Here is a 12,194-nt window from a genome sequence, read left to right as displayed (position 1 = left end):
GGCGCTCAGTTCTCGATCGAGTCCGATTCGTTGGTCTCGCCGGTCTCCGACTTGTTTTCGGCTCCGGTATCGCCCGTCTCCGGGTCGTCGGTATCTTCGCCCGTCTCCGAGTCGTTGGTATCTCCGTCCGTCTCCGAGTCGTTGGTATCTTCGCCCGTCTCCGGATTGAACTCGATCGTTTGTCCGACGGCATCGTAGACGTCGTCCCAGTCTTTGTCCTCGTCCATCAAGAACACCTCGACGGTCAGCGGCCCGGAACCGAACTCCTCGATCCCGGCGGGTCGAACGTCGATGTGGAACGTCCCGTTTTCTTCCATGCGGACTTCTCGCGTCCGCTCGACGATCTTTCGCTCGCCCGGCCCCTCGTTGATCTTGACGAAGAAGTACGGTTCGCCGATCACGTCACCGTGTTCCGGCGGATCGACGTTCTCCATGCTGGTGTTGGCGACCACCTCGAGGTTGAAGTTCGAATACCCCTCGCCGTTCTCGGCGAGTTCTTTGTCGACGAAGCTCACGTTCTCGATTCGCTCTTCGTCTTTGCGTTCCAGGGGTCGGTTCGGCTCTTCGGGCGGATACCACTCCGCGTCAGCCGTGTTGTCCGTCGTCCCGTCCCCGCCGTCCGTTTCGTTTCCGGGTTCCGTGTCCGACCCGTCCTCGGTTCCGTTCGGATCGTCGCCGTCCCCGAGATCTTCCGTCTGTCCGCCGGTATCGTTCTCGTCCGTCTCGTCCGACGGTGTATCCGCTTGCGATCCTCCGAGAGCACTGCAGCCCGAGAAGGCCACGAGCAGTGCAACTGCAACGACAGCGAGTGTTCTGGCCTGCATCGTATCCGCTCCTACCGAGCCAGACCCCATTATTACAATCTCGATAAACCGCCTGCGGTCCGTTCGTCGATAGACCGGACGAAAGCGCCCGAGGACGGCGTTTCCGCAGTGTTGGCCGTCGCAAAACGATTGTTAATAGTATCCAAGATCGCGCAACTGCTCGCTTCTCGCAGTCCGCTCCGACCAGCATGCGATGACCGCGTCGCCACTCACCTGGAACACGTTGTCGCGCGAACGCTCCGCGTCCGACTGCACCGTGAGACGCGAAGCGTCTCGCCTGTCGCTACCGATCCGCTCACTCCCGTCCGTCGCGGGACTCACGCCAGCGGCGTTCGCTCGACGACCTGTCCGTCGTAGGTCGGATACTGCTCGACGATTTCGCCCTTCTCGAGGTCGCCGTCCTCGATCATCTCCTCGAGGAGCCACCAGGCGACCTCGACGTGATCGCTTTTGACGGTGTAGAACTCGTCGGGGACGCCGAGGGCCTCGAACCGCTCGGGATCGGCGTACGTCTTGCCGTAGACGAGCGTCCCGTCGTCGGTGATGTCGTCGAACTCGCGGCGGACGTTACGAGCCATGCGCTTCAGGCGGCGGCGGTGCTGGGCTGCGTCTTTGAAGACGGACGTACAGAAGTAGACCTTCTCGTGGTCGCCCATCGTCTCGAGGATGTCCTCGCGGGAGCCGTCGACGGCGCTCATGTGATCTTCCTTGAGTTCGAACCCTTCGGCTTGCATCCGGCGGTAGTTGCCCTGTGACATCTCGAACTCGTTGACGTTGCAGAACTCCGCTGCACCTTCGTCGAGGAACTCGAGGAACTCCGGTTCGGCGCGGATGCCGGGAATCTCGAACGCGGGAGTGAGGCCTTCCTCGCGGGCGACGTAGAGGATGTCCTCCCACTCGGTGCCGTGGAGATCGCCCCACTGTTCGTATGGCGGATGGAATCGAATCTCGTCGAGGCCGGCCGCCGAGAGGCGGCGCATGTTCTCGCGGCCGCCGGTGATACCGGTGTAGAGGTGGGTGTGGTGGTCCTCGCCGAACTCCGCTTTCAGGAGCTCGAGGTAGTGACAGGTTCGACCCAACGCCTCCTGGGGTTCGCCGCCGGTGATCGACGTGCCGAGGGCGTCCATCCGGTGGGCTTCCGTGAGGACGTCGTCGTCGCTTTCGACGAGGCGCTCGTTGGCGTAGACGTCGGTGACGTTCTTGCGGTTCTCGCCGAGCGGGCAGTAAAAGCAGTCGCGCTGGTCGCAGTAACCGTAGACGAACAGCACCATCTTGCCGCCTTTCGCGCACTGCTCACAGCCCTTCGAGATCATTCGAAGGTACGTACCCACCCGAGCCTCAAAAGCCGTCCGGAACCGATACGGGATGTGTGGTGATAGCAGTCGTCCGTGCTGAAGTCGCATACTATTATACGGTGGAGTCGAAAGGTAGGGTATCTGATGTCACCCGGGATCCACGTCCTGTACGTCGACGACGACCCGGACATCCGCGAGTTATCGGCGACCGTCCTCGAGCGAACGAGCGACGAGTTCGACGTGACGACCGCCGGGTCCGGTCGCGAGGGGCTGGCACTTCTCGACGACGGTCTCGGTGTCGACTGTATCGTCAGCGACTACCAGATGCTCGAACTGGACGGGCTCGAGTTCTTCGACGCGGTCCGGGATCGCGATCCGGACGTGCCGTTTCTCCTGGTCACCGGTACTCGCCCGTCGGAAATCGCGAGCGAGGCCATCGACGCCGGCGTTACGGACTATCTGCGAAAGGGAGCGGTCACCGGGACGGCCCAGTGTACGGTACTCGCGAACCGGATCGAACACGCCGTCGAGAAACGTCGCCTAGAACGCGCCCGAGACGAAATCGACCGGCAGCTCGAGCGCTACCGAGTACTGGTCGAGAACGCCGCCGATCCGATGTACACGCTCGACGAGAACGGGACGGTCACGATGGTGAACGACGCGATGGTCGACTGGATCGGGTACGACCGAGACCGCCTCGTCGGGTCGGCCATCGAGACCGTTCTCACCGACGACACGGTCGAGTGCGCGACCGACGCGCTGCGACGGATGACCGAAGCGGAGACGCCGGCACCTGCGTGTTTCGAATGGACGTTCGAAGCGAGCGACGGTCGCCGCCGGGTCAGTCAGACGACCGTCGCACCGCTACGTACCGGCGACGGCGAGTTCGCGGGCTCGGCCGGCGTCGTTCGGGAGCGGACGTGAGACGAGGAGCGCGAATGCTCGCAGTACGAGACGGCTCGGGCAGCTGGTCGTCACCGTCGGCTCGCTCGACCGAGCGCAGGACTAGGACCACCGATCGACCGGAGACGTGGTTCGTTCGGACGGCTTTTATGTCGCGGATACGGGGCCAGGACTGCCGGCCGACCGCGAATCGCTGTTCGAACTCGGATACACGACTGCCGCGGACGGCACCGGGTTCGGGCTGGCGATCGTCGAACAGATCGCCGAGGCCCACGACTGGAACTGGACCGTCACCGCACGCGACGGTGACGAGGGCGGTGCTCGATTCGAGATCCGGAACGTAACCGTTCCCGCCGATTCGTCCAACTCGCTGCGGTCGGCGTGAGACGAGCGGTCCGTCGGCGACGTGCCGAGCGGCGGCTCCGTCTCATGCCGTCTTCGAGCGCGCTCGAGGCCGGCTGTCGACCCCAGAAGATGCAAATACCTCGCGGTCGAACGTTCGAGCGATGCTGTTGGTCCTGTGCGTCGATCTCGACGACGATCTCGGCCGGAAGACCGGCTTCTCGACGCCGGTCATCGGTCGCGACCCCGTCGAGGAGGCGGCCGTCGCCCTCGCGACCGCGGACCCGGAGGATTCGGACGTGAACGTCATCTTTCAGGGGCTGCACGTCTACGACGACCTCGACGAGCGCGACGAGAGCGTCGAAGTCGCCGTCGTCACCGGGAACGACCAGGGCGACGTCAGCGCCAATCGCGAAGTCGGCGACGAAGTCGATACCGTCCTCGCGAGCCTCTCGACTGCGGAAGACGTCACCGTTCTCGTCGTGACGGACGGGGCACAGGACGAATCCGTCATTCCGATCATCCGCTCACGCGTCCCCATCGACGGCGTCCGGCGGGTCGTCGTTCGGCAGGCACAGGACCTCGAGTCGATGTACTACACGATCAAGCAAGTGCTGGACGACCCCGAGACGCGCGGGACCGTGCTGATCCCGCTCGGCATTCTCCTGTTGATCTATCCGCTCGCCCTGATCGGGACCGCCCTGGACATGCCGGGATTCGTCCTGGGGATGACGTCGGCGCTCCTCGGCTTCTATCTCATCTCCCGCGGACTGCGGCTGGGCGATCGGCTCGACGTCGCCGTCGAACGCGCCCGCCGATCGCTGTACGCCGGGCGGACGACCCTGCTGGCGTACGTCGTCGCCGCCGCGCTGTTCGTCCTCGGCGGCGTCAGTGGGAGCGAGCGGCTCGAGGCCGTCCAGCAATCGACCGCCGGTCCCGTCGAGGCGCCGGTCATGCTCGCCGCGCTCGTCAACGGCTCGATCCTCTGGTTTGCCGCCGCGGGACTGACGACGAGTCTCGGGCAGATCACCGACGAGTACATCGCCGGCACGCTCGAGTGGCGCTACCTCAACGCGCCGTTCTACGTGCTCTCGATCGCAATCGTCCTCCACGCCGTGAGCGCATTTTTCCTCGGCGAGGCCGGGAGTGCCTTTTTCCTCGGCGAAGTCGGGATCACCTACCTCGCGGCCGCGCTGACGGCGGGCACGCTACTGGGAATCGTGAGCACGCTCACCTTCGCCGTCGCGGAATCGCGGTTCGCCGATTCGGATCGGGAGGAGGGGACCCGGCAGGCGGAGCGGGTCTGACCGGCCACCGTCCGCGATCGCCGCTTCGCTTATCGTTCGCGTTCGACGACGAACTCCGCCAACTCGAGCAGGTACTGCCGCGCCTCGGCGTCCACGACGTCGACCCGATCCAGCGCGTCGATCGCACGGTCGGCTTCTCGCCGGGCGTGGGCGTTCGCTTCGTCGGGCGTGAGTTCGGTCACCTGGACGACCGACGGGCGCTCGAGGGCGGCGTCGTGGCCAGTCGGTTTACCGAGTGCCTCGGGGTCGGCGACGGCGTCTAGCACGTCGTCCCTGATCTGGAAGGCGACGCCGACCCGTTCGGCGTACTCGCCGAGGGCCTCGACGGTGACGGGGTCCGAGTCGGCGGCGATAGCGCCGAGTTCGGCTGCGGCTCGGAACAGCGCGCCGGTCTTGCGGCGTGCCAGGGTCATGTACTCGGCTTCGTTCGTGGGCTCGGCCGAGAGTTCGGTCGCCTCGCCGATGCCGAGCTCGACCATCGCCTCGGCGACGACTCGAGTCGCGTTCGGATCGGCCGAAAAGAGGGCGAAGGCCTCGCCCAGCAGGCCGTCGCTGGTGATGATCGCCGGGCCGTGGCCGAACTCGGCCCACGCGCTGGTCGTCCCGCGTCGCAGTTCCGAGCGGTCGATGATGTCGTCGACGACCAGGGAAGCGCTGTGAACGAGTTCGATGCCGACGCCGAACTCGACCGCATCCTCAGCCCGTCCGCCGACCGTCTCGCAGGCCAACAGCGTTACCATCGGGCGGACGCGCTTCCCCCCCGAGAGCGCGACGTGGCGAACCTCTTCGCTGAGCGTCTCAGGTTCGACCCCATCGACGACTTCGACGAGACGTTGCTCGATCAGCGCCCGTCGACGCTCCAGCAGTTCCATTGGGGACGTTTAGGAGAGGGGCGAAAAGTACGTAACGGATCGAACACGGCCGAGAAAGGACGGCGCGACGGGCCGTATTCGACGGCCCGAGACGGCCCGTTTCGATCGCACCCGAACCTGGTTTACGATTGCTGGGAGAGCAGGTGAGCGCCCACCACGGTCACGATCGGGACGGCGGCGAACACGGCGGCAACGGCGTGCTGGCCGTCGAAGAACGCCATCGACGCGCCGATCGCACTGATCGCGACGAACGAGACCGTCACCAGTCCGAAAACGTCGTCTTTCACCATCCGCTCGAGGAGGCTCCGCTCGTCGGTATCGACCCGCTCGCGGACCTCCGCGAGCTCCAGGTGGAGGGTCTTGAGGTCCGACTCGAGTTTCCCGTTGATCGCGTCGACTCGCGCTTCCATCTCGTCGACGCTCGATTCGACGTCGTCGACGGCCGACTCGAGGTCGGTGTCCGACTCGACCGACGCCTCGAGCGTCTCGAGATCCGTCGAGAGCGTTTCCAACCGCCCGTGGTTGGCGTCGACGTCCGTCCGGAGTTCGGTGACGGTCGGCTCCAGCGTGTCGACCGTCGCTGCGGCGTCTTCGGCGGCGGCTTCGATATCCTCGACCGTCGCTTCGACGGCGTCGACCTGTCGGCGAGTCCGGGCCAGCTCCGCCTGCAACTGCGTCACCGCCTCCGCGGTGACGGTCTCCCCTTCGAGCGTTTCGAGAGCCGTCTCGAGTTCGGTGATCGTCGCTTCGAGGTCGTCCAGTCGATCCGAGTCCGCCGCGTCGTCGGGATCCTCGGTGACCTGCGTTTCGACCGCGTCGATCCGGTCCCGCACCGCCTCGAACTCGTCGTGGACCGCCCCGACTTCCTCCCGGAGCTCCGTCCGCACGGTTTCGACGGTCTCGTCCGTCGATTCGACCGCCCGCTCCAGCTCGGGGACGGTTCCGTGAACCTCTTCCAGCGCCGCGCCGAGCGTCGACAGCTCGGCGTGGATCTCACCGAGGTGCGTCTGGACGCGGTTTTCGAGCGCGACGAGGGTCTCGTCCGACGCCCGCTCGTCGTACGCATCGAGTCGCTCGAGGCGGTCGGTAACTGCCGTTTCGAGGTTGTCGACCGTCTTGGTGATCATCGGGACGGCCTCTTCGAGCTCCCGAAGTCGGTCCGCGTCGGCCAGCCCTTCCGTCGCCGCATCCAGGTCCGATTCGTCGATCGCTGTCTCGGAGACTGAGCCGAGTTCGTCCGATAGCGATTCGACGTCGCTCGCCAGCGACTCGAGGTCGTGTTCGAGGTCGGTGAGGGACGGTCCGCCCTCGGCGGTCGGCGGGCCCGACGACGCCTCGATCGCCGACACGGTCGCGGAGAGCGATCGGAGTTCGGTCTCGAGTTCGTCGACGGAGCCCTCGACCGCGTCGATCTCTGCCGTCAGCCCGTCGAGCGCGGTGTGGACCGACTCCCGCGTCGCTCGTTCGGCGACCCGATCTTCGAGCCGCTCGACCGAGTCGGCCAGCGTCTCGAGGCGTTCCTCGAGGCGGCCCAGTTCGTCGTCGGCCGACGGTTCCCGGGCCGCTCTCCCCGCCGAATCGGCCGCGAACGATTCGAGCTCCGCCGATAGCGACTCGACGTCGGCTTCGAGCGACTCGACGGTCGCGGCGTCGACGCCGGCCGCCGCTTCGTCGGTCTCCTCGATCACCGTCTCGAGCTCCGCGACCGAGCGATCGACGTCGTCGATCACGGCCGTGAGCGCGTCCAACTGGGCGTCGACGTACTCCCGCTTCGCCCGTTCGGAGACCCGATTCTCGAGCGATTCGAGCGTCTGCTCGATCCTCGCGATCTCGGCTTCGAGGTCGTCGATCCGGTCTCCGGTCCGGCGGTCCTCCACGGCGTCCGAGACGGTTCCCCCGTCGGTCATCACCCGTCGCGAACCAGTGGCGCTCGTCGCCGCGGTGCCGCCGTCCGGTCGCGACCGGTCGCATCCCCACTTGTCGTCCCTGGGCGAGCTCCCGGTCGCGGTGGTCGTCGTCCCCGACGGACCCGCGACGACCGCCCGCAGCCCATCGCTGCCACCCCCATCCACGGCGAATATCGGTAACTCCCCGTCGGTTCCGATTAACATCTTCAGCATAATTAACCCGAAACCACTTGGATTTTACTGATAGTTTGTCAGAATACCGCCACGAGAAGCGGCCGTTGGTTGCGGGGACGGGCGATCGGCGATCCGCCTACTCGCCGTCGAGCTGGTTGAACGTGAACGAGTCGTCGAACTGCCCGCCGTCCTCGTCGTCGTTCGCGTCCGAGTCAGGTCGGGACGGTGCGTCGTCAGTTTCATCGGTCGCGTCCGAGTCAGGTCGGAACGGTGCGTCGTCAGTTTCATCGGTCGCGTCCGCGCCGTCCGTTCGCTCGCGTCCGTCCTCGCTGCCGTCGACGTTCACCCCGTCGAACGTCAGCGACGTCTCGCGGTCGCCGTCCTCGTCGTCGTTCGCCTCGGTCTCGAAGTGGTCGAGCGTCTCGCTCAGGTGAGCCGCCTGATCCGCGAGCGAACTCGCGCTCTCGGAGACCTCCGAGAGGGCGGACGTCTGCTCTTCCGCGGCCGCCGCGACGCGCTGGGATTCAGCCGCCGTCGATTCGGAAATGTTGGTCGCCGTCGAGACCATCGCGACGACCTCCTGGGTCGAGGCCGCCTGCTCCTCGGTCGCCGCCGAAATCTCCTGGACGCCGTCGTTGGTCTGCTCGGCGTAATCGGCGATCTCGTCGAGCGCCTCGGCGGCGTTCTCGACGGAGTCGACGTGCTCCGCGATCCGATCCGCCGTCCGCTGGACCTCGATCGTCGTCTCGCTCGTCTGTTCGTTGACTCGCTCTAACCGCTGTTCGATGTCTTCGGCGGTCGATTTCGTGTCCGCAGCCAGCTCTTTGACCTGTTTCGCGACCGCGCCGAAGCCGGAGCCGTCCTCGCCGCTGGCTCCCCGGGATGCCTCGATGTTGGCGTTGAGCGCGAGCATGTTCGTCTCGCGGGCGACCTCGGAGATGAACTCGACCAGTTCGTCGACCTGCTCCATCTCCCTCTCGAGTTCTTCGATCGCGTCGACCGCTTCCATCGATTCCGCTTCGATCTCGTGCATCCCGTCGATGGCCTCCTGTGCCGCCTCGCGACCGAGGCGACCGGTTTCGGCCGTCCGCTCGGCGATGTCGGCGACGTTGTTCGAGGAGGCCGCGATCTCCTCGGTCGTCGTCGAGAGGCCGCTCATCTCCTGGTTGACCGACTGCAGGTTCTGGTTCTGCTGGTCAGCGCCGTCCGAAATCGACTGGATCGACTCGGAGACCTGTTGGGATGCCGACCGGACCTCCTCGGAGCTGGCTGTCACCTGTTCGCTGGCCGCCGCGACCTCGTTGGCGAAGGACTTGACGTCGGCGGTCGTCCCCTCGAGTTCCTCGACCATTTCGTTGAACGCGACCGCGATATCGCTCATTGCGTCGCTCTCGCTCTCGGGATCGAGCCGCCGCGTCAGGTCGCCGTCGGCACACTCGTCCATGACCGCACTGAACTCCTCGGCTTTGGCCTCGAGATGCCGGTTCATCGACTCGGTCTCGGCGCGGGCCGCTTCGGCCTCCTCGCGCGCGTCCTCGGCGGCCTGGATCTGGTTTCGCAGCGAGTTGCGCATGCTGTCGAACCCGTCGTAGAGCCGGCCGATCTCGTCGACGCGGTCCGTCTCGAGATCGACGTCGAGGTTCCCCTCTTCCATCTCCGTCGTCCGGTCGCGCAGGCGGGCGAGCGGGACGACGGTCTGCCGTCCGAGGACGACGCCGACGATCCCAAGTGTGACGAGGCTCGTGAGCAACATCGTGATGACGTTGGTCCCGACGTCGCTCGCGACGCCGTATGCCTGCTCGGTCGGAACGCTGGTGACCGCGACCCACTGCGTGTTGCCGACCGGGACGTACGCCCGCACGATGTCGCCGTCCTGAACGCGCGTCAGTCGCCCGCCGAGGGCGGCTTCCATCGCGTCGTCGTCGACGGCGTCGGCGTCGATCGTCGCCGATTCGGCCTGGAAGATGGCCGATCCGTTCTCGTCGAGGATGATCGTCGACGTGGACGCGTTCTCGTCCTGTAACTGCCCGACCTGGTACTCGAGCGTGCCGATGATGATGACGGCGCGATCGTCTCGCTCGGTGACCGGGCTGGCGAAGGCCATCACTTGGTCGTCGAGCGTGGGCGACTCGTAGGCCTCCGGCGAGTTCCAGACCGACTCGTCGAGGACGAACTCGTCGGTGAACTCGCCGTCCGCCCAGGGCTCCTCGAGCGACGAGAACGACTCCCCGCGGTAGTCCGCGTTCGTACTCGTGATGATCTCGTCGTTCTCGGTATCGACGTAGTGGATCGCCCGCACGTCGACGTCCATCCGGGCTTGCTCTTCGACGAGGTGCGCCTGGACTTCTTGCGGATCACCGTCCTGGAGGGTCGGCGATGCGGACGCCGTTCGCGTCTGCACCCGCATCGACTCGACCCAGTTGCTGATCGCGTCGGCCTGCATTTCGGCGGTCGACTCGAGTTGCTCGTTCGAGTCCGCGCGGACCGTCTGGTCGATCTGGGCGTAGCTGACGAAGCCGACGGAGCCGATCACCAGCACGACGACCAGGATCGAAATCACGAACTTCACGAGGTAGCGCCGCCTGACGAACGACGGAACGAGTTTCGCGAGCGACGACATCACGCGTTCACCCGGTCTATTTCGGCGATTCCGCCGTCAGCACTCTGATCGAACTCCCAGTACTCGAAGGTCGCGTCGACCACGTCGCCGTTCTCGTCGAACCCGACCGAACTCGAGGCCCCCTCGTACGTGACCGGCTCACCTTCGGCCGCCAGCTCGAGCCCGTCGGCGAGGGACGACGGATCGACGGACTGTCCGTTACCGGTGGTGACCGCCTGCATTGCGTTTCTGATCGCGGTACCGTCGTTCTGGCCGGCGTAGGCGTTCGCGAGCAACAGGACGGCGGTCGCATCGTACGCGTGGGACGTGAAGATGCTGGGTTCGGCGTCGTACTCGTCCTCGTACAGCTCCGTAAACGTCACGTTGCCGGGCCCGCCGACCAGCGGTGCCGTTCCGCGGATGCCGTCGAGCGAGTAGTCGACCTCCTGTTGTAGTTCGCCGTCCTGCAAGCCGTCGGTGACGAGAATGTCCTCCTCGGCGTCCGCGCCCAGATCGGTGAACACCTGGCTCCCCGTCTTGGGGTAGCCGATTATGACGAGCAGCTCCGGATCGTCGGTTCGAACGCGCTCGATGGCGTCGTCGTAGGAGCTTCGGCCCTCCTTGAGCGGAACCTGAGCCGTGACCGTGCCCCCGTGGCGGGCCTGAAACGATCGGCTGAACGCCTGGCTCAACTGCCAGCCGTAGTCGTTGTTCACGTAGAGGGTCGCTGCGCGATCGTGGCCGAGATCGGTCACCGCCCTGTCAGCCAGGACGACGGCCTGCAACGAGTCCGAAAGTGCGGTCCGAAAGACGAGTCCGGCGTCGTTGAGCGACGTGATCGTCGGCGAGGTCGCACTCGGTGAGCAAGAGACGGTCCGGTACGGGATGAGAACCTGCTGGGTCGCCTGTAACGTGACGTCGGACGCGGCCGGCCCGTTGACCATCGGGTACTCGGCCGCGACGAGGTCGGCGGCACCCTGCACGCCCGCGGACGGCGATGTCTCCGTGTCCACGACGTCGTACTCGATCTCGAGCGAGACGCTGTCTTGGACTTGTTGGACTGGGAGGAGCGCCGCGTCCCGGATCGGTTTGCCAACCGAGCCGAGATCGCCGCTCAGCGGCTGCATAACGCCGAGCTTGAGCGTTCTGTCGGTACCACCTACGTCGCTCCCGTCCTCGACGTCGCTCGATCCGAGTCCGGGAACCGAGCCGAGACAACCGGCGAGCCCGCCGAGACCAGCGGCGCCGAGACCGGTAATGAATTTCCGACGGTTCGATCGTACAGGCATACCTTCGCATTCAACTCATACCACATAACTTCACTGTTCAATTACAACAACAAGTCTTTTCGGTATCATATTCTGATCTGACATATGGGTGCGATCTAACAGATTTCTCTACTATACTTCGTGGAATCATACCCGAAAGAGCCGACAGTAGTGATGGCTTCCGGAAATCACAATTTTTGGACTGCTATTTTAATTTGTAATATGACATAGCCAGCGTGTTCCAATAGTAATTGAAAATACATGTGTACTGCTTTGAACGATTGTCGCGGCGAGGACCACTGACTCGCTACGCGACATCTCCAGTTTATCTCGCGCGTTCTCGTTCATCGATCACACGCGCACAGAACGGGACAAAACAAAACGTCCGTCCCAGTTCACCGCCCTACTCGTCGTCGAACTGACTGAAGGTGAACCCGTTGTCCGTTGATTCCTCGTCTACCGTCTCGGCGTCGGACGCCGACGCGTCCGCGTCGCCCTGTTCGTCTCCGTCATCACCGAACTCGACGACGGCACTCTCGTCGGTTTGCTCGAGCGTGCCCTCGTCAGCGTCGTCGTCCGCGTCGTCTCTCGCCTCGGTCTCGAAGTGGTCGAGCGTCTCGCTCAGGTGAGCCGCCTGATCCGCGAGCGAACTCGCGCTCTCGGAGACCTCCGAGAGGGCGGACGTCTGCTCTTCCGCGGCCGC

Annotated in this window: 9 protein-coding genes and 1 pseudogene; 3 read left to right on the top strand and 7 right to left on the bottom strand. The window is 65.1% G+C overall.

From position 1 onward, the window contains the following. Window positions 1-5: 5 nt before the first annotated feature. Both BMX07_RS16100 and BMX07_RS16090 read right to left on the bottom strand, forming a co-directional pair. On the bottom strand, window positions 6-824 hold the full coding sequence (locus BMX07_RS16100; RefSeq protein WP_090619507.1) for a putative sodium/potassium/calcium exchanger: 819 nt from the start codon (window positions 822-824) through the stop codon (window positions 6-8). Between the two features lie 317 nt (window positions 825-1,141). Then, on the bottom strand, window positions 1,142-2,137 hold the full coding sequence (locus BMX07_RS16090) for a radical SAM protein (protein ID WP_090619502.1): 996 nt from the start codon (window positions 2,135-2,137) through the stop codon (window positions 1,142-1,144). 126 nt (window positions 2,138-2,263) lie between these two features. Here BMX07_RS16090 and BMX07_RS16085 point away from each other — a divergent pair, with 126 nt between their 5' ends. The 3 genes from BMX07_RS16085 (at window position 2,264) to BMX07_RS16075 (ending at window position 4,671) form a co-directional block, all read left to right on the top strand. Further along, the gene (locus BMX07_RS16085; RefSeq protein ID WP_090619499.1) at window positions 2,264-3,043 is read left to right on the top strand and encodes a response regulator; all 780 of its coding nucleotides are present in this window, start codon (window positions 2,264-2,266) and stop codon (window positions 3,041-3,043) included. A 106-nt stretch (window positions 3,044-3,149) separates the two neighbouring features. Then, entirely contained in the window at window positions 3,150-3,407 is a 258-nt protein-coding gene (locus BMX07_RS16080; protein ID WP_090619496.1) for an ATP-binding protein, read from the top strand. Window positions 3,408-3,528: 121 nt separating this feature from the next. Continuing rightward, window positions 3,529-4,671: a DUF373 family protein gene (locus BMX07_RS16075; RefSeq protein WP_090619493.1), complete on the top strand. Its 1,143-nt coding sequence runs from the start codon at window positions 3,529-3,531 to the stop codon at window positions 4,669-4,671. A gap of 29 nt (window positions 4,672-4,700) precedes the next feature. On the opposite strand, the gene BMX07_RS16070 is transcribed toward BMX07_RS16075, so the two are convergent. The 5 genes and pseudogenes from BMX07_RS16070 to BMX07_RS25195 all read right to left on the bottom strand — a co-directional run. Then, complete coding sequence (locus BMX07_RS16070) at window positions 4,701-5,543, bottom strand: polyprenyl synthetase family protein (protein ID WP_090619491.1); 843 nt, start codon at window positions 5,541-5,543, stop codon at window positions 4,701-4,703. A gap of 122 nt (window positions 5,544-5,665) precedes the next feature. After that, window positions 5,666-7,654 carry a hypothetical protein gene (locus BMX07_RS16065; protein ID WP_139210927.1) on the bottom strand — a complete coding sequence of 663 codons (1,989 nt, stop codon included), beginning with the start codon at window positions 7,652-7,654 and terminating at the stop codon, window positions 5,666-5,668. A gap of 106 nt (window positions 7,655-7,760) precedes the next feature. Beyond that, complete coding sequence (locus BMX07_RS16060; RefSeq protein ID WP_090619486.1) at window positions 7,761-10,244, bottom strand: methyl-accepting chemotaxis protein; 2,484 nt, start codon at window positions 10,242-10,244, stop codon at window positions 7,761-7,763. Then, window positions 10,244-11,512, bottom strand: a complete 1,269-nt coding sequence (locus BMX07_RS16055) for an ABC transporter substrate-binding protein (RefSeq protein WP_090619483.1) — start codon at window positions 11,510-11,512, stop codon at window positions 10,244-10,246. Before BMX07_RS16055 ends, BMX07_RS16060 begins: the two co-directional genes overlap by 1 nt. 382 nt (window positions 11,513-11,894) lie before the next feature. Beyond that, window positions 11,895-12,194: pseudogene (locus BMX07_RS25195) on the bottom strand (methyl-accepting chemotaxis protein); the annotation flags it as partial.

The organism is Natrinema salaciae (assembly GCF_900110865.1).
GTDB classification, from domain to species: Archaea; Halobacteriota; Halobacteria; order Halobacteriales; family Natrialbaceae; genus Natrinema; species Natrinema salaciae.
Note: the sequence above shows the minus strand (reverse complement) of the source record. Positions and strands in the feature narration are given on the sequence as shown.